General features: G+C 72.0%; 23 protein-coding genes. 12 read left to right on the plus strand and 11 right to left on the minus strand.

The genetic code is table 11. The features are described from left to right. Positions 1–15: 15 nt before the first annotated feature. Entirely contained in the window at positions 16–777 is a 762-nt protein-coding gene (locus tag OG747_RS45390; RefSeq protein ID WP_405885215.1) for an SDR family NAD(P)-dependent oxidoreductase, read from the minus strand. 54 nt (positions 778–831) lie between these two features. On the opposite strand from OG747_RS45390, the gene OG747_RS45395 reads away from it, so the two are divergent. Both OG747_RS45395 and OG747_RS45400 read left to right on the plus strand, forming a co-directional pair. Further along, entirely contained in the window at positions 832–2,259 is a 1,428-nt protein-coding gene (locus tag OG747_RS45395) for a class I adenylate-forming enzyme family protein (RefSeq protein WP_405885216.1), read from the plus strand. After that, entirely contained in the window at positions 2,252–3,403 is a 1,152-nt protein-coding gene (locus OG747_RS45400; RefSeq protein WP_405885217.1) for a thiolase family protein, read from the plus strand. Before OG747_RS45395 ends, OG747_RS45400 begins: the two co-directional genes overlap by 8 nt. A 175-nt stretch (positions 3,404–3,578) precedes the next feature. Here OG747_RS45400 and OG747_RS45405 read toward each other — a convergent pair whose 3' ends face one another. Both OG747_RS45405 and OG747_RS45410 read right to left on the minus strand, forming a co-directional pair. Continuing rightward, positions 3,579–4,391: an acyl-CoA thioesterase gene (locus OG747_RS45405; RefSeq protein WP_405885218.1), complete on the minus strand. Its 813-nt coding sequence runs from the start codon at positions 4,389–4,391 to the stop codon at positions 3,579–3,581. A gap of 68 nt (positions 4,392–4,459) precedes the next feature. After that, entirely contained in the window at positions 4,460–4,690 is a 231-nt protein-coding gene (locus OG747_RS45410; protein WP_405885219.1) for a hypothetical protein, read from the minus strand. 31 nt (positions 4,691–4,721) lie between these two features. On the opposite strand from OG747_RS45410, the gene OG747_RS45415 reads away from it, so the two are divergent. Further along, on the plus strand, positions 4,722–4,889 hold the full coding sequence (locus OG747_RS45415; protein ID WP_405885220.1) for a hypothetical protein: 168 nt from the start codon (positions 4,722–4,724) through the stop codon (positions 4,887–4,889). 17 nt (positions 4,890–4,906) lie between these two features. Here OG747_RS45415 and OG747_RS45420 read toward each other — a convergent pair whose 3' ends face one another. The 4 genes from OG747_RS45420 to OG747_RS45435 form a co-directional block, all read right to left on the minus strand. Next, a complete protein-coding gene (locus OG747_RS45420) occupies positions 4,907–5,689 on the minus strand; it encodes an acyl-CoA dehydrogenase family protein (protein WP_405885221.1) in 783 nt (260 codons plus the stop codon). 4 nt (positions 5,690–5,693) lie between these two features. Then, complete coding sequence (locus OG747_RS45425; protein WP_405885222.1) at positions 5,694–6,794, minus strand: acyl-CoA dehydrogenase family protein; 1,101 nt, start codon at positions 6,792–6,794, stop codon at positions 5,694–5,696. Further along, complete coding sequence (locus tag OG747_RS45430; RefSeq protein WP_405885223.1) at positions 6,791–7,222, minus strand: nuclear transport factor 2 family protein; 432 nt, start codon at positions 7,220–7,222, stop codon at positions 6,791–6,793. The genes OG747_RS45425 and OG747_RS45430 overlap by 4 nt, the downstream gene beginning before the upstream one ends. A gap of 73 nt (positions 7,223–7,295) precedes the next feature. Next, positions 7,296–7,766, minus strand: coding sequence for a pyridoxamine 5'-phosphate oxidase family protein (locus OG747_RS45435; protein WP_405885224.1), 471 nt, complete (start codon positions 7,764–7,766; stop codon positions 7,296–7,298). Positions 7,767–8,153: 387 nt separating this feature from the next. Here OG747_RS45435 and OG747_RS45440 point away from each other — a divergent pair, with 387 nt between their 5' ends. From OG747_RS45440 to OG747_RS45470, 7 genes are read left to right on the plus strand one after another with little or no spacing between them, the layout of a single operon-like run. Continuing rightward, entirely contained in the window at positions 8,154–10,271 is a 2,118-nt protein-coding gene (locus OG747_RS45440; protein WP_405885225.1) for an ABC transporter permease subunit, read from the plus strand. After that, a complete protein-coding gene (locus OG747_RS45445; RefSeq protein WP_405885226.1) occupies positions 10,252–10,962 on the plus strand; it encodes an ABC transporter ATP-binding protein in 711 nt (236 codons plus the stop codon). Before OG747_RS45440 ends, OG747_RS45445 begins: the two co-directional genes overlap by 20 nt. Then, positions 10,959–11,666: an ABC transporter ATP-binding protein gene (locus tag OG747_RS45450; RefSeq protein WP_405885227.1), complete on the plus strand. Its 708-nt coding sequence runs from the start codon at positions 10,959–10,961 to the stop codon at positions 11,664–11,666. The genes OG747_RS45445 and OG747_RS45450 overlap by 4 nt, the downstream gene beginning before the upstream one ends. Then, positions 11,663–12,046, plus strand: a complete 384-nt coding sequence (locus tag OG747_RS45455; protein ID WP_067374632.1) for a hypothetical protein — start codon at positions 11,663–11,665, stop codon at positions 12,044–12,046. Before OG747_RS45450 ends, OG747_RS45455 begins: the two co-directional genes overlap by 4 nt. Next, complete coding sequence (locus OG747_RS45460) at positions 12,012–12,329, plus strand: hypothetical protein (protein ID WP_405885228.1); 318 nt, start codon at positions 12,012–12,014, stop codon at positions 12,327–12,329. The genes OG747_RS45455 and OG747_RS45460 overlap by 35 nt, the downstream gene beginning before the upstream one ends. 58 nt (positions 12,330–12,387) lie before the next feature. Continuing rightward, positions 12,388–12,882 (plus strand): hypothetical protein, encoded by a 495-nt coding sequence (locus tag OG747_RS45465; protein WP_405885229.1) that lies wholly within the window; start codon positions 12,388–12,390, stop codon positions 12,880–12,882. Further along, positions 12,879–13,607, plus strand: a complete 729-nt coding sequence (locus OG747_RS45470) for an enoyl-CoA hydratase-related protein (RefSeq protein WP_405885230.1) — start codon at positions 12,879–12,881, stop codon at positions 13,605–13,607. Before OG747_RS45465 ends, OG747_RS45470 begins: the two co-directional genes overlap by 4 nt. Before the next feature lie 70 nt (positions 13,608–13,677). Here the strand turns inward: OG747_RS45470 and OG747_RS45475 are convergent, their stop codons facing one another. Next, positions 13,678–14,715 (minus strand): enoyl-CoA hydratase/isomerase family protein, encoded by a 1,038-nt coding sequence (locus OG747_RS45475; protein ID WP_405885231.1) that lies wholly within the window; start codon positions 14,713–14,715, stop codon positions 13,678–13,680. 74 nt (positions 14,716–14,789) lie between these two features. On the opposite strand from OG747_RS45475, the gene OG747_RS45480 reads away from it, so the two are divergent. Beyond that, on the plus strand, positions 14,790–15,806 hold the full coding sequence (locus tag OG747_RS45480; protein ID WP_405885232.1) for a CoA transferase: 1,017 nt from the start codon (positions 14,790–14,792) through the stop codon (positions 15,804–15,806). 6 nt (positions 15,807–15,812) lie between these two features. Further along, positions 15,813–17,084, plus strand: a complete 1,272-nt coding sequence (locus OG747_RS45485; protein WP_405885233.1) for an amidohydrolase family protein — start codon at positions 15,813–15,815, stop codon at positions 17,082–17,084. Positions 17,085–17,094: 10 nt separating this feature from the next. Here the strand turns inward: OG747_RS45485 and OG747_RS45490 are convergent, their stop codons facing one another. The 3 genes from OG747_RS45490 to OG747_RS45500 are packed head-to-tail and all read right to left on the minus strand — an operon-like array spanning position 17,095 to position 20,197. Continuing rightward, positions 17,095–17,865, minus strand: a complete 771-nt coding sequence (locus tag OG747_RS45490) for an SDR family NAD(P)-dependent oxidoreductase (RefSeq protein WP_405885234.1) — start codon at positions 17,863–17,865, stop codon at positions 17,095–17,097. Positions 17,866–17,870: 5 nt separating this feature from the next. Next, positions 17,871–19,019 (minus strand): acyl-CoA dehydrogenase family protein, encoded by a 1,149-nt coding sequence (locus OG747_RS45495; protein WP_405885235.1) that lies wholly within the window; start codon positions 19,017–19,019, stop codon positions 17,871–17,873. Positions 19,020–19,039: 20 nt separating this feature from the next. Next, on the minus strand, positions 19,040–20,197 hold the full coding sequence (locus OG747_RS45500; RefSeq protein WP_405886042.1) for a thiolase family protein: 1,158 nt from the start codon (positions 20,195–20,197) through the stop codon (positions 19,040–19,042). Positions 20,198–20,223 lie beyond the last annotated feature (26 nt).

Consider the following 20,223-nt stretch of genomic DNA (forward strand, 5'->3'; position numbering starts at 1 on the left):
CGGTCACTCGGCCGGTCACTTCGGCGGGAACCGGAGGGCGCCGTCGAGGCGGATGACCTCGCCGTTGAGATAGTCGTTCTCGCAGATGTGCTCCACGAGAGCCGCGTACTCGGGGGAGCGGCCCATGCGCTTGGGGTGCGGGACCTTGGGCCCCCAGTAGGCCTCCAGTTGGTCGCCCGCCGCGCCGTAGGCCGGGGTGAGGAAGGTGCCCGGGGCGATGGTGACGACCCGGATGCCGAGCGGCGAGAGGTCGCGCGCGGCGACGAGGGTCATGCCGACCACTCCGCCCTTGGCGGCGGCGTACGGGATCTGGCCGATCTGCCCCTCGTACGCGGCGATCGACGCGGTGTTGACAATGACACCGCGGTCGCCGTCGACGGCTTCCTGGCGTGCGATGGCGGCGGCCGCCAGACGCATGACGTTGAAGACGGCCGTGAGGTAGAAGTCGATGGTCTTCCGGAAGCCCGCGAGGTCCAGCGGTTCGCCGTCCTTGCCGACGAGCCGGCCGCCACTGGCCGGGCCGCCGTGCGCGTCCACCGAGATCCTGAGCGGTCCCGCCGCCTCGGCCTCGGCCATCGCCGCCTTGACGTCGTTCTCGTCGGTGGCGTCGGTCCGTACGTAACGGACCCCCAACTCCGCCTCCAGCGCCTTGCCCTTCTCGTCGGCGAGGTCGGCCACGACCACCTTCGCTCCAGCCGCGTGGAGGCGACGGACGGTGGCCTCGCCCAGGCCCCCCGCCCCACCGACCACGACCGCGGAACTCCCATTGATCTGCATCAAGGTTATCCTCTCTTGCAAGCAGGGCTCTGTGTATACGAGAATAGCATTCTCATGAATATCACCATGATCCTTGAGATGGCGGCCTCGGCCGGCGATCGGGCGGTGATAACGGCGGGCGGCCGTTCGCTGACCGCCGCCGAACTGCTGCACCGCGCCCATGCCGCCGCCCACCGCTTCCGGGGCCGTCAGGCCGTCGTGTATCTGGGCGCCAACCAACTCGCCTATCCCGTCGCCCTGTTCGGAGCCGCTCTGGCGGGCGTTCCCTTCGTCCCGGTCAACTACCGACTCGGCGAACAGCAGTTGAGCGCCCTGCTGGTCCGTCATCCCGGCGCCGTGGTGCTGCGCCCAGGCGACCTCGACGCCCTCCTCGACGAGCGGCCGGACGTGGAGTTCCTGGACCCGCCACAGGACCACGACTCCGTCGCCGTGCTGCTGTACACCAGCGGGACGACCGCCGAGCCCAAGGCGGCCGTGCTCAGGCACCGTCATCTGCTCGCCTACGTGCTGAACACCCAGGAGTTCGCGTCGGCCGACGAGGGTGACGCGTCGCTGGTGGCGGTGCCGCCGTACCACGTCGCGGGACTGATGAACCTGCTGACGAACCTCTACTCCGGCCGCCGGATCGTGTACTTGCAGGCGTTCGACCCGGGGCGGTGGCTGGAGACCGTACGGGGGGAGCGGATCACCCATGCCCTCGTGGTCCCCACCATGCTCGCCCGGATCGTCGCCGAAGTGCCCGGCGACGACGCCGGGACCCCCCTGCTGCGCAGCCTCGCGTACGGCGGTGCGCGCACCCCGGGGCCCATCGTGGAGCGGGCGTTGCGCATCTTCCCGCAGACCGGCTTCGTGAATGCCTACGGCCTGACCGAGACCGCCTCCTCCATCGCGGTCCTCGGCCCCGACGACCACTGGCAGGCGTCCGTGTCGCACGACCCCGCGGTACGCGACCGGCTCGGCTCGGTGGGCCGGGCCCTGCCCGGCATCGAGATCCAGATCCGTACGGACGACGACAAGCCCGCCGTGCCGGGGGAGACCGGACTGGTCTTCGTACGGGGTGAGCAGATCTCCGGCGAGTACGGCGGCCGCAGCGTCCTGGACACGGAGGGCTGGTTCGCCACCCGGGACCGGGGACGGCTCGACGCCGACGGCTACCTCTTCATCGAGGGGCGCGCCGACGACACCATCATCCGCGGTGGCGAGAACATCGCCCCGGCCGAGATCGAGGACGTACTCCTCGCCCACCCCGGCATCGTCGAGGCGGCCGTCGTCGGGCTGCCCGACCCCGAGTGGGGGCAGCGGATCGTCGCCATCGTCGTCGGCGAAGGCGACCCGGCCGAGATCCGGCAGTGGGTCAAGGACCGGCTCCGCTCGTCCAAGACACCGGACGCCATCGTGTTCCGCGCCGAACTGCCCAAGACCGAGACCGGAAAACTGCTGCGCCGCACCCTGCTGGCCGAGTTGGAGACCACCCATGCCTGAAGCAGTCATCGCGTCCGCCCTGCGTACCCCCATCGGCACCGCCGTCAAGGGCACCCTGCGCGACACGACCGCGTTCGACCTGGCCCACCACATCGTCACCGCCGCGGCCGAAGGCCTGGACCCGGCCCTCATCGACGACGTGATCCTCGGCGAGGGACTCTATGGAGGTGGCGTCCTGGCCCGGCACGCCGCGGTCACCGCCGGACTCACCTCGGTCGCGGGACTGGCCAACAACCGGCACTGCGCCGCGGGCATGGCCGCAGTCCAGAGCGCCGCCGCGAGCGTGATGGCGGGCATGGACGAACTCGTCATCGCGGGCGGCGTCAACTCGGCCTCCACCTCACCGAAGGCGCTCTTCCGGGTCGACGGGGAGTGGGAACCCTGGATGTCGCCCACCCACCCCGACCGCCCCGACGCCCCCAACAAGGACATGTCGATCACGGTGGGCTGGAACACCGCCGTCGCGGCGGACCTCACCCGCGCCGAGCTCGATGCCTGGGCGCTGCGCTCGCACCGCAACGCCGTGGCGGCCATCGACGAGGGCCGCTTCAAGGAGGAGATCGTCCCGATCGAGACCCCCCACGGTCTCTTCTCCGTCGACGAGCACCCACGCCGGGACACCAGCGCGGAGAAGCTGGCCGAGCTGAAGCCGCTGCACCCGGAGATCGACGGGTTCAGCATCACGGCCGGCAACGCCGGGGGCGCCAACGACGCCGCGGTCGCCCTGGTCGTCGCGAGCGAGGCGACGGCGGCCCGCGAGGGGCTGACGGCACTCGCCACCGTACGGTCCTGGGCATCCGTCGGCGTCGACCCCGCCGAGATGGGACTTGCCCCGGTGAAGGCGATCCCCAAGGCCCTGGCCCGCGCCGGTCTGTCGATCGCCGACGTCGACCTGTTCGAGATCAACGAGGCGTTCGCCTCGGTGCCCGTCGCCGCCGTCCGGCTGCTCGAACTCGACCCGGACACGGTGAACTTCAGCGGCAGCGGCTGCTCGCTCGGCCACCCGGTCGCTGCCACCGGGGCGCGCATGCTGGTCACGCTCGTCCACGAACTGCGCAGGCGCGGCGGCGGCATCGGCGTGGCCGCGCTGTGCGCGGGCGGCGGCATGGGCTCGGCCACGGTCATCGAGGTCCCGGCGCCCTGACATGACACCGTGCCCCGGCGGAAGTGCCTCCGCGACGCCCACCACGATCGACCGCGAGGCACCCCGTTGGGGCGTGCACGTCCCGCAGTTCCAGCGACCACCGGGATCCGACGGTCTTCCAGCGGTTCATGACCGAGGTCGCCGCGCACGTGAGCCGACCCCTCCTGCCGGTGGATCAGCTCCGGAAACGGAGCAGCGCCTCCTGGGCGTACGAGGCGACGAGGGTGCCGTCCTCGGTCAGGACGTCCCCCCGGCCGAAACAGCGGCCGTGCGCCAGGAGCGGGCTGTGCTGATGCAGCAGCAGCCAGTCCTCAGCACACAGCGGCCGGTGGAACCAGAGGGTGTGCGAGGTGACGGCGGAGGTGAACGCCGTGCGCGCGTCCCGCTGGGAGACTCCTTCGAGAGGGCGCACGGCGGTGCCGATGAGGGTCAGGTCGGTCGCGTACGCGGTGAGCGCCGGGGCGAGTTCCGGGGCGACCTCCGGCATACGCATCCACAGGTCGTACTCGGCCGGTTCCGCCTTCGGGGAGTCCAGGTCGGCGGTCGACCGGGTCGTCCAGGGAATCAGGCCGAGTTCCACGTCGTGTTCCGTGCCGGGCACGGAGGGGATCTCGAAGTCGCTCTGGTGGTCGAGCCCGTCCTCCTCGGCGTGCAGGGACACCGAGGAGGTGGCGATGACCCCCGGTGTCTGACGGGCGACGATCGTCAGCGTCGCGAACGTGCTGCCTTCGCGATGGCGCGTCACTTCGTAGCGGACGGGCTCGTCGGCCCGGCCCTCACGCGGGAACAGGGCGTGCAGGGACTTCACGGCCTTGTCCGGGCAGGTGAGTACCGCCGCCCGGACGAACTGGGCGAGCAGTTGCCCGCCGAACAGCCGGTGATAGCCGAGGTGTTGGTTGGATCCTTCGAAGCCCGTGGCGGGTTCGGGTGCCGAGGGGTCGGGGCGCAGCTCCAGGCAGGCGAGCAGGTCGTTCCAGAGGTCGGTCACAGACACTCCCGGTTCAGTGCGGTTCGGTGCGGTTCGGTGGGATGCGGTGGGCTGTGGTGCGGCGTGGTTCAGCAGGCGCGCAGGCGCGCGACGAGGTCCATGGCGGCCTCGCGGTCCAGGCTGGGCGGCGGGGTGAACGAGAGACGGGTCAGCAGCCCGCCGAAGCGTTCCGCGACCCGGCCGGGCAGCTCGTCCGGACCGGCGACGATCGCGAAGGCGTCGACCATCTCGTCGGTGATCAGCCCCGCCGTCTCCGGCCACCGCCCCGCCTTCGACAGCGCGGTCAGCTCTTCGCTCACGCCGTCCCACCCGTGCAGTTCGAAGACGTGCGTGCGCCGGTTGCTGCGGCACTACCGCCAACTGGAGGGCGCCGCCACCCTCGACGAGGCGCATCTCATCGAGGGGTACATGGCCGAGACCTGGCAGCCCGGGACGAGCGAGGTCGCCGCCCGGCGCGCCGACGTCACCGCACGGGGGCGCTCGCAGACCCGGCCCTGACGTCACGACAGGAGGGGTCACAGCTGGACGAGCCGCGGCGCCGAGCGGCCCGCCCGTACGAGTGCTCCGGCCTCCCGGGTCAACTCCCGTGCGCTGCCCAGCAGTCCGTCCAGGACCAGAGCGCGCCGGATGTGCCGGTGCAGATCGTGCTCGGCGGTGAAACCGATCCCGCCCAGCACCTGCTGACAGTGCCGGGCCGCCGTCAGCGCCGCCTGTCCGGCCGCCGCCTTGGCGAGCAGGGAGCCGAGGTCGTCCTCGGCGGCCACGAGGGTCGCCTCGGCGCCGTCGAGCGCGACCAGGGTCTCGGCGAGCCGGTGCCGTACGGCCTGGAAGGAGGCCAGGGGACGGCCGAACTGGGTCCGGTCGAGCACGTGTGAGCGGGCGAGCGCGAGCATCGCCCGGCCGGTGCCCAGCAACCACCAGCCCAGCGCCCGGCGCCCCGCGGCGAGCGGGACGGCGTCCCCGGCCGGGACGATCCGCAACGGCAGCTCGCCGTCCAGCGCGGTGCCCGCCCCGTCGGTGCGCTCCCACACGACCCACGCGCCGCCCGTGTACGGCAGCGGCAGTGTGCCCCCGACGGGGCGCCCCGCCGCCTGCAGCAGCACGTCGTTCAGCAGCGGTGCGTGGGCGCCGGTCTCGCCGAGCAGCCCGAAGGTGAGCGGAACCGCCACGTCCGGCACTTCCGTCAGCAGGTCGGCCCAGCCGAGATCGGCCAGGGCCGTGTCGAGGGCGCCGCCCGACGCCGCCGTCATCGTCTTGCGGAGCGTCTCGGCGAGCAGGTCCCGCTCGGCGGCGTCCATGGTGTCAGTCCCTTCCCAGGTCCAGCAGCCGGCGGGCGATGATGTTGCGCTGGATCTCGGCGGTGCCGCCGTAGATGGTCGCCGCCCGTGAGTACAGGTACTCCTCCCGCCACGGTGTGTCCGTCAGCTCCAGCACGCCGGGGAGCAAGTCCCGTGCTGTGTCGAAGAGTTGTTGTTCGGCGGTGGCGAGCAGCACCTTGTCGACGGAGGTCTCCGGGCCGAGCCGGGCGCCCTCCGCCAGCTGCCGCTGGGTGCCGTGGGAGCGGCAGCGCGTGGTGTGCAGCGCCAGATAGGCGGCGCCGAGGGTCAAGTCGTCGCTCGCGTCGTCCGGTTCGGCCCTCTCCGTGAGCAGCCGGTCCAGGCGCGTGTAGAGATGGGCGATGCGATGCCAGAAGCAGGTGGAGCGCTCGTGCGGGAGCAGGTCCATCGCCAGCCGCCAGCCGTCGCCGGGCCGGCCGAGCATCCGGTCGCCAGGGACGACGACATCGTCGAAGAACACCTCGGCGAACTCGTCCACGCCGTGCATCGTCCGCAGCGGTCTGACCATGATTCCCGGGGTGTCCATGTCGACGAAGAAGGCGGTGATCCCGTCGTGGCCCGGCGCGGTGCGGGTGAGCAGGACACAGCGGGCCGCGTACTGCGCGAGACTCGTCCAGACCTTCTGGCCGGTCACCACCCAGTTGTCGTCGTGGGGGACCGCCCGGGTGGTCAGGGAGGCGAGGTCACTGCCGGAGCCCGGCTCGGAGAAGCCCTGGCACCACTGCTCCCGGCCGCCGAGCAGCAGCGGGACCATCTCCGCCGCCAGCTCCGGTCGGGCGTACGAGATCATCGTCGGCGCGAGCACCTCGATCATCGAGTAGATGCCGGGCTCGGCCAGGCCCCGGGTGGCGACCTCCTCGCCGAGCACGGCCCGCAGGACGGCCGGCCCGCCGAGACCTCCCACCTCGGCGGGCCAGCCGTACCGCATCCAGTCCGCCTCGTAGAGGGCGCGCCGGACCCGGGCCAACTGCGCGACCTGTCCGTCGAGGGAGAGGTCGGGCCCGGGGGAGAGGTCGTTCTCGTCGAGCCAGCCGCGCAGACTGGACCGGAACTCCGTGACGTTCATGCGCCGGGGCGTTCGAACGCGTGCGGGCGGCCCGAATCGTGGGCTCCGCTGCGGCGGATGAACGTCATCGCCCGCGTGCGCAGCCGCCAGCCCTCGTCGGTCCGCAGATAGGTGTCGTTGTAGTAGCCGATCCGCATGGCGTGGGTGGCGTGCTCGATGAAGCACAGCGGCTGGGTGCCGGTCGCGGTGTTTCCGTCCGTGCCTCCGTCCTCGGGTAGTTCGACCACGGCCGTACCGACCAGGAACAGGCCCTCGGGAGCGGCGGCGACCAGCGCCGGGAACTCGTCGAGGCCATAGGTGTCACCGAAGGCGCTGTAGGTGCCGTCGGGGGTGAAGACCGCGAGCACCCCGTCGATGTCGCCCCGGGTCATGTGCACCGCGTAGCGGCCCAGCAACTGCTGAATCTCCATCAGGTCGTCAGTGGACAAGGACCCTTCCGCCCTTCGGTGAGAATGGCATTCTCATTCACGAGTGGCAGGTTTCCATGTGTGGGCCATGGCGTCAACGGTCGCGGCGGAGCTTCGCGAAGTCCCAGCTCACGACCTTCTCCGTGATGAGCCTGAGCCAGCCGTGCCTCCCGTCGTACCGGAACGCGCCGCCGCCCATGTACTTGTCCGCGAAGAGCTGTTCGGGCCCGACGAGCTCGTCCAGCGACTCGCCCTTGCGCGGCGCCTCGCCGACGACCTCGACGTTGCCCCGCAGTTCGACGCCGCGCAGGGCCATGAAGTCCGTGCCGCCGTCGTCGACGATCACGCTGAGCCGTGGATCGCGGTCGAGGTCGGTCCAGCGTTGGCTGCGCACCAGCGAGTTGAGCCAGAGCGCGGACCCGTCCCACACGAACCACAGAGCGCTGACGTGGGGATGTCCGGTCCGTCCGGCGGTGGCGACCCGGCACAGTGGCGCGGTGCGCAAAAAAGCGTCCCGCTCGGTGTCGGTCATGGCGATCGCGGTTCCTCGGCGCTGTCCGCTCATCGTCTCTCCTGCCTTTGTTTGAATGGTTGATTCTCTCTTAACGAGAAGCTAGTTTCCACCAATAGAGAGGAGGAGAACCCACCTCGCGCTCAAGGTGGCCGGGGCGATCACCTGTTCCCGCCGGCCGCTCGGGGACAGCACCGAGGAGGAGACACCCCTTGAAACAGCCCACACCCTTCGCCGCCCTGGGGGCGGTCGCCAAGTACGCCTTGCAGCAGATGGCGCCACCGCCGTTGCGGCCCTTTCAGGCCTGGTTGACGTTCGCCACGTCGGCAGCGCCCTGCGAGGACGCGGCCCTGTGCTCGTGCGCCACCGCCTTCCGGCCGACCGGCCGCGGAGAACGTTCGCCCTCGCCGGCCCCGGCGAGAAGGTGAGTGACGGCCCGCCATGGAGCAGTTCCTCACCTTCGGGATCGTCGGCCTGAGCACCGCCGCGATCTACGCGGTCATCGGCAGCGGACTGGTGCTCACCTACACGACGACCGGCGTCTTCAACTTCGCGCACGGCGCGGCGGGCATGCTCTCGGCCTTCACCTACTGGCAGCTCACCGGCGGCTGGGGCTGGCCGGTCCCCGTGGCTCTGGCCGTGGTCCTGCTCGTTCTCGCCCCGGCCTTCGGCCTGTTCGTCGAGAAGGTCGTCCTCAGGCCCGTCCAGGCGCTGGGCGAGGCCGAACGGCTGGTCATGACGGTGGCGCTGCTGAGCGGTCTGATCGCCGTCGCCCGGTGGATCTGGGACCCCGACGTCCCGCGCACGCTGCCCACCTTCTTCGCCGACCGGAAACCCTTCCACATCGGCTCGGCCGTGGTCACCTGGCACCAGGCCCTCACGATGGCCGTCGCGGTACTGGTCGCGGTGGGCCTGCGGATCCTGCTGTACCGCACCCGTCCCGGCGCCGAGATGCGGGCGACCGTCGACGACCGCGCCCTGGTCGGGCTCACCGGAGCCCATCCCGTACGGGCCAACAAGATCGCCTGGATCCTCGGCACCCAACTGGCGGCGATCGGCGGCATCCTCATCGCGCCCACCGTCACCCTCGACGCCGCCCAGCTCTCGCTGCTGATCGTCAGTGCCTACACCGCGGCCATCTTCGGGCGGCTGCGCAGCGTGCCCCTGACCTTCGTCGGCGCGGTCGTGGTCGGCTGCATGGAGAGCTATCTGACCGGCTATCTCCCGCAGAACGCCTACCTGCCCGGCCTCAGGCTCGCCGCTCCCGCGCTGCTGCTGCTCGTGGCCCTGCTGGTGTTCCCGCACCGGCGGCTGCGCGGCCGGGACCGCAAACTGCGCCCGGTGCCGGTTCCGACCGCTCGCGGCACGGTCGTGTTCGCCGTCTGTGTCGTCGCGTTCGGAGCGGTACTGGCCTCGGTGCTCGGCGAGGCCGACCTCATCACCTACGGTGCCATCTTCTCGCTCGGCGTGGTGGCCCTGTCGTACGTACCGCTGGCCGGATACGCCGGTCAGATCTCGCTCTGCCAGCTGAGCATGGCCGGGATCGGGGCGGTCGTATGGGCCCACCTGGGCGCGCACGGGGAGTTCTGGGCCCTCGGCGTCGCCGTCGTGGTCTCCTCGGTGGCCGGAGCGCTCGTCGCGCTCCCCGCGCTGCGCCTGTCCGGGGTGTATCTGGCGCTCGGGACCGCCGCCTTCGCGGTCGTCCTCGACCGGTGGATCTTCACGCTGCCGGCCTTCCATCTGTTCGGGATGCGCATCGCGCTGTTCGACCAGGGGTCCGTGGACGTGGCCGGACCTCAGCTCTTCGGCCTCGAAATCGACACCGCGGCGAAGCAGATGGTGTTCGCGGCCGTCTGCCTCGCGCTCGCCTCGCTCGTCGTGGCGGCGGTGCGACGCGGCCGGTTCGGGCGGCGGCTGATCGCGCTGCGCGACAGCGAGGCCGCCTACGCGACCCTCGGCGGCAGCCTGCTGCGGGCCAAGGTCCTGGTGTTCGCGCTCTCCTCGGGGATCGCCGGGCTCGGCGGGGCCCTGTACGGAATGCAGCAACGCTCCATCACCGCCGACCAGTTCAACATGGTGGCGGGCCTTCCGATCTTCCTGGTCGCGGTGGTCGGCGGCCTCGGCACGGTGGGCAACGGACTGTTCGCCGGAACCGCCTACATCGGCCCGACGAACGCGCTGGTCGCCGTGGCGCCCTGGTCGCAGAACCTCGTCGCCCTGCTGCCCGGCCTCGCCGGCGTCGGGCTCGGCCACAACCCCGACGGCATTGTCGTCCGCTTCCGCCGCGAATGGGAGCCGCTCGGCCGGGACCGGATCGCCCTGCCCGGCCTGCTCTGCGTACTCGCCCTGCTGTGGGTGCTGCGGCTCGGCGACCTGATCAACGGCTGGACGTTCCTGGCCTGTTCGGTGGCCGCGGGGGTGGCGCTGCGGATCTGGGCGACGGCCCGGGAGACCGCCGCTCCGGCCGAACCGGAGGTCCCCGTCGAGTGGTGGGGACTGCGGCGCGCCTGGCGCCCGGAGGACAGGGAGGTGCTCGCCCGTGGCCTCGCTGCGCATTAGCGGAGTGACCGTCGCCTTCGGCGGCAACCGGGCCCTGGACGGCGTCGCCCTGACTGCCGAACCGGGCCGGGTGACCGGACTCATCGGCCCCAACGGTGCCGGCAAGAGCACCCTGTTCGACGTAGCCTCCGGGCTGCGCAGGCCCTCCTGCGGACAGGTCTTCCTCGACGGTCAGGACGTCACCCGGACCAGCCCCGCGGGCCGCGCCCGACGCGGACTCGCCCGCACCTTCCAGCGGCTGGAGCTCTTCGGCCGCCTCACCGTCCGCGACAACCTCCTCGTCGCGGCCGAACTCGGCCCCGAACGGCGCCGAGCCCACCACGCCGTCACCGAGACCCTCAGCCGGCTCGGCCTGACGCATCTCGCCGACAGCCCGCCCGACGTGCTGCCCACCGGAGTAGGCCGCCTGGTCGAGGTCGGCCGGGCGATGGTCATCCGGCCCAAGGTGCTCCTCCTGGACGAGCCCGCCGCCGGACAGGACAGCGAGGAGACCGAACGGTTCGCCGCGCTGCTGCGCTCGCTGACCGACGACGGCACGGCCGTGGTCCTCGTCGAACACGACATGAGCCTCGTCATGGGCGTGTGCGACGAGGTGTACGTACTCGATCTCGGCAAGGTCATCGCCTCCGGCCCGCCCGAGGTGATCCGCAACGACGAGACCGTCCTGGCGGCCTACCTGGGGGACGCGTGAGCGCCATTCTCGAACTGAGCGGCGTACGCGCCGCCTACGACCGGATCACGGTCCTGCATGGAGTCGATCTCCAGGTCGCCGCCGGCCAGGTGGTGGCCCTGCTGGGCCCGAACGGCGCGGGCAAGACCACCACCCTGCGCGTCGCCTCCGGAGTCCACCCCGTCGAATCCGGCCATCTCCTGCTGGGCGGCCGGGACATGACCGGTGTGGACCCCCGTGACCTGGCCCGCGCCGGGGTCTGTCTGATCCCCGAGGGCCGCGGCGTGTTCCCCAACCTGTCCGTCCGCGACAACCTCCTGATGATGACCTTCACCGGCCGCAGCCGCGAGGAGATCGAGGACATCGCCTTCCAACGCTTCCCCATCCTCGCCCGCCGTGCCTCGCAGGCGGCCGGCACCCTCTCCGGTGGCGAGCAGCAGATGCTCGCCCTCGCCCGCGGCCTCGCCACCGACCCCGCCGTCCTGCTGCTCGACGAACTCTCCATGGGGCTCGCCCCGTTGATCGTCGGCCGTCTCTACGAGCAGGTCGCCGAGATAGCCCGGCAGGGCGTGGCCGTCCTGGTGGTCGAGCAGTTCGCGGCCGCCGTTTTTGACATCGCCGACCACGCGGCCGTCCTGGTCCGGGGGCGGGTCCAACGGCAGGGCCACCCCGACGGCGGGCTGCGCGCCGAACTGTCCGCCCTCTACCTGGGGAGTTCCGCATGACCACCACCGAGCCGCGCGCGGACCGCTTCGTCCGAGAACTGGCGGTACTGAAGATCCCCGACCCGGCCGCCGCCCGGGCCACCCTCTGGCTGCGCCTCGGCGTGCTGCTGATGGTGGGCGGCCTGGTGCTCGGCGTGTCGGGCTACCTGGTGTCCCACAACACCGTCGACCCGCTCGTCCAGGGCGACGGCCTCGCGCTCGGCCTGGGCGGCATCTCCGCGACCGTGGTGGGCTCCGCGCTTTTCCTGCGGTACTCGCTGACCGGCTTCCTGCGGTTCTGGATGGCCCGCCAGTCCTACGACATCAACCTCCTCGCCGATCGCCTGCTCGAAAGGGACATCCACCATGACCCCACCGGTAACGACGCTGCGCCCCGGTGACCAGCTCGCCAGCGCCGTCTGCAGCACGCGGGTGGTCGTCGTCCGCGCCCCCGCCGGCGGCGCGACCCAGCTCGCCTGCGGGGGCAGTCCGATGGTCCCCGCGACCGCCGCGAAGCCGGCGCCCGGCGGCGCGGCCGAAGCCGCCACCCTCATCGGCAAGCGGTATGTGGACGCCGACGGCGCCCTCGAAGTGCTCTGCACCTTCTCCGGCACCGGCGAACTGAGCTGCGACGGCGTCCCGATGACCATCAAGGCGGCCAAGCCGCTGCCCGCCTCCGACTAGCCGTACGCCCTCCCCCCACCCGAGCCGCCTGCCTCCCCCTTCCGGAAGGGAACCCGTCATGGACCGAGACGATCTCATCCTCATCAGCGTCGACGACCACATCATCGAACCCCCCGACATGTTCGTGAACCATCTCCCCGAGCGGTACAAGGACGACGCGCCCCAACTGGTCCACCAGGACGACGGCACCGACACCTGGACCTCCCGGTCGACGGTGATCCGCACCGCCGCGCTGAACGCGGTGGCCGGACGGCCCAAGGAGGAGTACGGCCTCGAACCGCAGGCCCTGGACGAGATCCGTCCCGGTTGCCACGACGTGAACGAGCGCGTCGCCGACATGAACAAGATGACCCACGAGAACGCCATGCGCTGGTACTCCTTCGATCCCTTCGCCCATGTCCCGCGCGAGCAGGCCACGGTGGGAGTGCTGCGCAAGCGGGCCGAGGGCCATGACGTCTCCATCCAGTCGCGCAGCCACCGCCTGATCGAGCCCGCCGAGAAGCTGGAGGCGTACCGCTCCCGGGCGCGCGCGGCGACGAGTGCCGCCTCATGAGCGACCTGGTCCTGACCGAACGGGTCGAGGGCGTCCTCGTCGCGACCCTGAACCGGCCCGAGGCCCGCAACGCCCTGAGTCCGGAGCTGATCGACGACCTGTCGGACGTACTGCGGGAGGCCGACGCCGACCCGGGGGTCCGGGCGATCGTCCTGACGGGCGCGGGCACGGTCTTCTGCGCCGGCATGGACCTCAAGGCGTTCGCGAAGGGCGGCGGCAAGTTCGACGGCCTGGTGTGGTTCTTCCGGGACGGCATCGGCACTCCCGTGATCGCGGCGCTGAACGGCTCCGCGCTCGGCGGCGGCTTCGAAATGGTGCTGGCCTGCGACCTGGTCGTCGCCGCCGAGGACGCCGAGCTAGGGATCGCCGAGGTCAAGCGGGGTCTGTTCGCGGCCGGGGGCGGCACCACGCTCGCCGACCGGGTGCCGCTGGCGGTCGCCCTGGAAATGGGCCTGACCGGCGATCCGGTCACGGCCGCGCAGGCCGAGCGGGCCGGCCTGGTGAACCGTGCGGTCCCCGCCGACCGGGTACGGGAGGAGGCGCTCGCCCTGGCCGGGCGCATCGCCGCGAACGGCCCGCTGGGCGTCGCCATGACCAAGAAGCTGATACGAGAACGCCGCTGGGCCGAACCGGACGAGGTCATGTCGGTGTTCCGCAGCAAGGACGCGGCGGAGGGCGCCCGCGCCTTCGCGGAGCGCAGGACGCCGTTGTGGACCGGCAGCTGACGCGCGGCGTCCCCCGACGGCCGTCGTGCGGTGCCTCGGCGCCCGGTGACGGCCGCGCCGCGCAGTGAGGTCAGCGACCGGCCGCCGTCGCGTCGGACGTGGAGGGGGCGTCCGTCGCCGTGGCGGGCGGGGTGCCGGTGGCCGCGGCGGGCGCCGAGGGGGCGCCCGCCGCGGTGACCTCACCGATCTCGTCGACCAGGCCCCAGCCGAGCGCCTCCCCGGCGCTCAACGTGCCGCCCCACAGGGCGAGATACGCGGTGCGCTCCCGGCCGATCCGGACAGGGAGACTCGCCGTGCCGCCCGCGCCCGGGATCAGCCCCATTCCGATCTCCGGCAACCGGATCGCCGTGTCCGGGGCGGCCAGCACGCGCCCCGCGAACGCCGCCAGCTCGATCCCGGCGCCGACACAGGCGCCGTGCAGATGCGCGGTCACCCGGGGACCGCACTCCTGGAGCAGCGCGGCCGGACTGCGCCGCACCCGCAGCAGGTGGGCCTGTGCCGGATCGCGGGACGTCCCGAACTCCGCCAGGTCTCCTCCGCTGCAGAAGGCGGCACCGTTCCCGTACAGGTCGACGTGCGCGATCGACGGATCCGCCACGGCGACGTGCAGCGCCTCGCACAGAGCGTCCCGGGTCCCGGCGTCGAACGCGTTCCGCACCCACGGCCGGTCAAAGGTGATGGCAAGCCGGTCGCCGTCACGGCGCAGGCGTACGGGCTCGGCGGCCGGACGTGGAGTGCGCGTGCGTGCCGAGGCCAGCCAGGCACGGAAGCCCGCGCCGCTCTGAAGCATCGAGTAGGCGAGGGATTCGAGCACCAGCCGCTCGGGCGGAGGGACCGGGCCGCCCATGCGGAGCACCTGCACCAGCGCGACGGAGGCCGCCGGCTGCGCGGCCACGACGTCGGCGAGATGGTGGGCGGCGGCGTGCGGGTCCTCGCATCCGGCCCAGGGGCGGGGCGGCGCGGCGGCCCCCGTCAGCAGGACGTCGAACTCCTCGCCCGCTTCGACCGGTTCCGTCGCCACGCCGACGAGGACTCGATCCTTCGCGTCGGTACACATTGGCGCTTCCCGGTCGAGGTCGACCAGGTGGAAGGGCGAGTCCAAGGTCATGTCGATCCCCTCCCCAACCGGTGGCGACTGGAGTGTAATGGGAGATCGCCGGAACCGAGAAGGGGGTTCATGGATTGGAGAACGAGACTCTCCGTCACTGGACGGAACCCGTCGAGCCGTTCCTCGGCCCCCTCTACGACGTGGCGAAGGCCTTCACCGGCCTCACCGGCGTACCCGTCGACCTGCCGACCGCCCTCTTCCTCCGCGCCGACCTCACCGGTCTGCGACCCCCCGGCAGGGTCTCGGCCGGCGGCTCCTGCCACCTCCTCGAAACCACCGACGGCTGGGCCGCCGTGAACCTGGCCCGCCCCGACGACCTGGCCGCCGTCCCCGCTCTCGTCGCGCTCCTCGGGGGAGCCGGGACGGACGAGCTGCACCCCGCGGCGCGGCGGGCCACGGCGGCCGACGTCGCGGCGCACGCACAGTTGCTCGGGATCGCGGCCGCCGCGCTCGGTTCGGCGCGCGGCACCCGCGCTCCCGTATGCGCCGAACGGGGTGAAGCGGCCAGCCCACGCGACCCGGCCGGGCTGCGGATCGTCGATCTGTCGGCCCTGTGGGCGGGACCGCTGTGCGCGCGGCTGCTGGGGGCGGCGGGTGCCCGGATCGTGAAGGTGGAGAGCACGACCAGACCGGACGGCGCGCGCCTCGGATCGCCCGCCTTCTACCACTGGCTGCACGAAGGACACGAGAGCCGGGTGCTCGACTTCGCCTCCGGCCGGCTGGCCGAGGCCGTCGCCGCGGCGGATGTCGTCATCGAGGCGTCGCGGCCGAGGGCGCTGCGCCGACTCGGCGTCCATGCCGAGGAGTTCCTCGCGGCCCGGCCGGGCCGCGTCTGGCTGAGCATCACCGGGTACGGCCGCGACGAGGACCGTATCGCCTTCGGCGACGACGCGGCGGTCGCGGGCGGCCTGACCGGCCTCGGCCGCGGCGGCGACCCCGTCTTCCTCGGTGACGCGCTCGCCGACCCCGTCGCCGGCATCTTCGCCGCCCACGCCGTGGCCCGCTCCCTGGCCGCCGGAGGCGGGGAGCTGCTGTGCGTCTCGATGGCGGCCTGCGCCGCCGCCCTCGCCGACTCCGCAGACGCCCGATGACAACCGATGACGGCCGATGACGTGCTGATCACGGACGTGGAGGTCGAAGGGTTCGGCCGGGTGGACGTGCGGCTCGGGAGGGGGCGCGTCGTCGAGATCGGCAGGCGGCTGAGCGGTCCGGGCGAACTGGACGGCCAGGGCGGCGCGTTGCTGGTCGGCCTGCACGACCACCACGTACACCTGGCGGCGCTGGCGGCCGAGGCCGCGTCGGTCCGGGTCGGTCCGGCGGACGTGGACGACCGCGACGGGCTGGCGGAGGCCCTGCGGAGCGGAGCGCCGGGGGAGTGGGTGCGGGCCGTCGGTTACCACGAGAGTGTCGCGGGGAAGCTCGACCGGTGGATGCTGGACGGACTCGTGCCCGATCGGCCCGTGCGCGTCCAGCATCGGAGCGGGGCGCTGTGGGTGTGGAACAGCGCCGCGTTGCAGACGGCCGGGCTGGCGGACGAGGGCGACGGGCGGTTCTGGCGGGAGGACGAACGGCTGCGCGGGTTCGTACCGCCCGTGCGGCTGGATCTGCGGAGCGTGGGGGACCGGGCGGCGGCGTACGGCATCACCGGATTCACCAACGCCGATCCGCACCCGGGGGAGGGGCTGCCGGAGATGCTGTCGGTGCTGCCGCAGCGGCTCGTCATGATGGGGATCGGCGACGCGCCGGTGAAGTTCCTGCTCGACGACGCGACCCTGCCGACTCCGGACGAGCTCGCGGCGTCCGTGGCGGCGGTGCGGCCCCACCCGGTGGCCGTGCACTGCGTGACCCGGGTGCAGTTGCTCGTGACGCTGCTCGCCCTGGAGGAGGCCGGGCCGGTCGAGGGCGACCGGATCGAGCACGGGTCGGTGATCCCGGCCGAGACGATCCCCTGGCTCGGGCGGCTGGGAGTGACGGTCGTGACGCAACCGCACTTTCCCGTCGAGCGGGGACGGGAGTACGCGAGGGACGTGGACGCGGACGACCAGGCCCACCTGTACCGCTGCCGTTCATTGGCCGAGGCGGGGATTCTGCTCGCCGCGGGGACGGACGCGCCGTTCGGGACCGCCGACCCCTGGGCAGTGATGCGGGCGGCCGCGGAGCGGGTCGGCGGGGAGGCGATGCACCGGCGGGCGGCGCTGGACCTGTTCGCGGGCGAGCCACAACACCCGTCACATGTACGGAAGTTGACGGTCGGCTCGGTCGCCGACCTGTGCCTGCTCCACGTACCCCTGCGGGAAGCCCTCGACCTGCTGTCGGCAGACGTCGTACGCGCCGCGTTCGTCGGCGGACGTCCGATCACGCAGGATTGAGAAGAGCGCGCTAGACGCTGTATCCGCCGTCCACCCCCAGTGCCTGCCCGGTGATGAAACCGGCGCGGTCCGAGGCCAGGAACGCCACCGCCTCCGCGATGTCCTTCGCCTCGCCGAAGCGGCGCAGCGGGATGTTGCGCCGGGTGATCTCCAGGGCCGCCGTGTCGAGTTCGCCGGAGCTGATCAGACGGGCGGCGATGCCGTCGGTCAGCATGCCGGGGCCGACGCAGTTCACACGGACGCCGTAGCGGCCTTCCTCGGCGGCCAGCGCCCGCGCCACCGCCTCGACCGCCCCTTTCGTGCCCGACGACAGCCCGTCGCGCACGGGGAACCGGCGGGTGGCCACGGTGGTGACGGCGACGACGGTGCCCCGCATCTCCCGCAGCCGGGGCAGCGCGGGATGGACGAGGTTGAAGAACGCCACCGCGTCCGCGTCGAGTTGGGCCCGGTACTGACTGGGCGTCACTTTGCTGAGGTGCACCATTGGCACGTGTGGGCCCGCCGCGTACACGAGCGTGTGCAGGCCCCCGAAGGCGTCGGACGCCTCGGCGACCGCCTCCGCCGTGGCCTGCTCGTCGCCCAGGTCGAGGCGCAGTGCGAGGACTTGGCGCCCGTACGCCTTCACCTCGGCGGCGAGGGCGTGGGCCCCGGCGTGGCTGGTGCGGTACGTGAACGCCACGTCACTGCCGCGTTCGGCGAGCATGCGGACGACGGCCGCGCCGATGCCGCCGGTGCCGCCCGCGACGAACGCGACACCGGTCCTGCTGGAGAAATCCGCCATGGTGTTCACAGTCCCAGGGATTTGGCGATGATGACCTTCATGACCTCGCTGGTGCCGGCGTAGATGCGGGTGATGCGCGCATCCGCGTACAGCCGGGCGATGGGGTACTCCAGGATGTAGCCGTACCCCCCGAACAGTTGCAGACAGCGGTCGACGGCCCGCGCCTGCATCTCCGTGCAGAACAGTTTGACCTTCGCCGCGTCCGCGCCGGACAGCTCGCCGTCGACGAGTTCGCCGACCGCCCGGTCGAGCATCATCTGCGCGGCCCCGATCTCGGCGGCCACCGCGGCGAGTTCGAACTTCGTGTTCTGGAAGGAGGCGACCGGCGTCCCGAACACCTGCCGCTCCTTGACGTATGCGAGGGTCGTGGCGAGTGCCGCCTTCGCCTGGGCGACCGAGCCGACCGCGACCGTCATCCGCTCCCGGGGAAGGTTGTGGCCGAGGTGGCCGAAGGCCGCGCCCTCCTCGCCGAGCCGGTTGGCGACCGGGACCCGGACCTCGTCGAAGGCCAGCTCGACGGTGTCCTGCACCTTGATGCCCATCTTGTTCAGCACCCGCCCGCGCGTGAACCCGGCCATGCCGTCCTCGACGACCAGCAGGGTCAGGCCCGCCCGCCGGTTGTCGGGATCGGTCGCCGTTCGCGCCACGACGATCACCAGATCGGCGAGCAGCCCGCCGGTGATGAATGTCTTGGCCCCGTTGAGGATGTACGCGTCCCCGTCGCGGACGGCGGTGGTGCGGATGCCCGCGAGATCGGAGCCCGTACCGGGTTCGGTCATGGCGACGGCGGTCAGGAGCCGGCCCGCCGTGAGCCCGGGGAACCAGCGCTCGCGCTGTGCCGGGTCGGCGTAGGCGAGGAAGTACGGCAGGACGACGTCGAGTTGGGTGCGCACGGTGCCGAGGGTGACCAGGGCGCGGGCCGCCTCCTCCTGGAGCACGACGTTGTACCGGTAGTCGTCGAGGCCCGCTCCGCCGTACGCCTCCGGTATGGACATGCCCAGCACCCCGAGCGAGCCGAGCTTCTCGAAGAGCTCGCGCGGCAGCCGGCCCGCCTGCTCCCACTCCGCGTAGTGGGGGACCACCTCCTTGGCCACGAAGTCCCGGACGAGCTGCCGGAACGCTTCGTGGTCGGCGGTGAAGAGTTCTCGGCGCACGACGTCCTCCGTGAGGATGCTCAGGATGCGGGGGATACGAGCTCGACGAGGGTGGCATTGGCGGTGCCGCCGCCCTCGCACATGGTCTGCAGTCCGTAACGGATGCCGTGCTCCCGCATGTGGTGGACCATCCGGGTCATCAGCACCGCGCCCGACGCGCCGAGCGGATGCCCGAGCGCGATCGCGCCGCCGAGCGGATTGAGCAACGCCGGATCGGCGCCGGTCTCGGCGAGCCACGCCAGGGGGACGGGCGCGAAGGCCTCGTTCACCTCGAACACGCCCACCTCCGACAGGCCCACGCCCGCCTTCCGCAGCACCTTCTCGGTCGCCGGGATCGGGCCGGTGAGCATCAGCACCGGATCGGAGCCGGTGACCACGCCCGCGCGATAACGCACGAGCGGCGTCAGCCCCAGCTCGCGCGCCTTCTGCGGTGTCGTCACCAGGAGGGCCGCCGCCCCGTCGGAGATCTGGGAGGAGTTGCCCGCATGGATCACGCCGTCCTCGGTGAAGGCGGGCTTGAGCCCCGCGAGGGTCTCGACGCCGGTGCCGCGCCGGATGCCCTCGTCGGCCGTCACCTTCGTCGTGGCACCAGTGGACACGGCGGTGATCTGGGCCTCGAAGGCACCGGCGTCCTGCGCGGCCGCGGCCCGCTCGTGGGACAGCGCCGAGAACGCGTCGAGCCGCGTACGGTCGAAGCCCCACTTCTGCGCGATCTTCTCGGCGGAGATGCCCTGGTTGAAGGAGAAGCCCTGGTAACGAGCGAGGACTTGGGGCCCGTACGGCATGCCCGTGGAGCGCGCGGCCCCGAGCGGGACCCGGCTCATCACCTCGACACCGCCCGCCACCACGACGTCCTGCTGCCCGGACATGACCGCCTGCGCGGCGAAGTCCAGCGCCTGCTGACTCGATCCGCAGGCCCGGTTGACCGTGGTGCCGGGGATGCCCTCGGGCCAGCCTGCGGCGAGGACGGAGTAGCGCCCGATGTTGCTCGACTGGTCCCCGACCTGGGACACACAGCCCCAGATCACGTCGTCGACGACGTCCGGATCGACTCCGGTCCGCTGGACGAGAGCGTTCAGGACGACGGCGGAGAGGTCGGCGGCGTGCATACCGGACAGTCCGCCGTTCCGCTTGCCGACAGCGGTACGGACCGCCTCCACGATCACTGCTTCACGCATGTAGACCCTTCCGCTGGTTGGTCCGC

The sequence above is a fragment of the Streptomyces sp. NBC_01384 genome (assembly GCF_045040035.1).
In the GTDB taxonomy this organism is placed as follows: domain Bacteria; phylum Actinomycetota; class Actinomycetes; order Streptomycetales; family Streptomycetaceae; genus Streptomyces.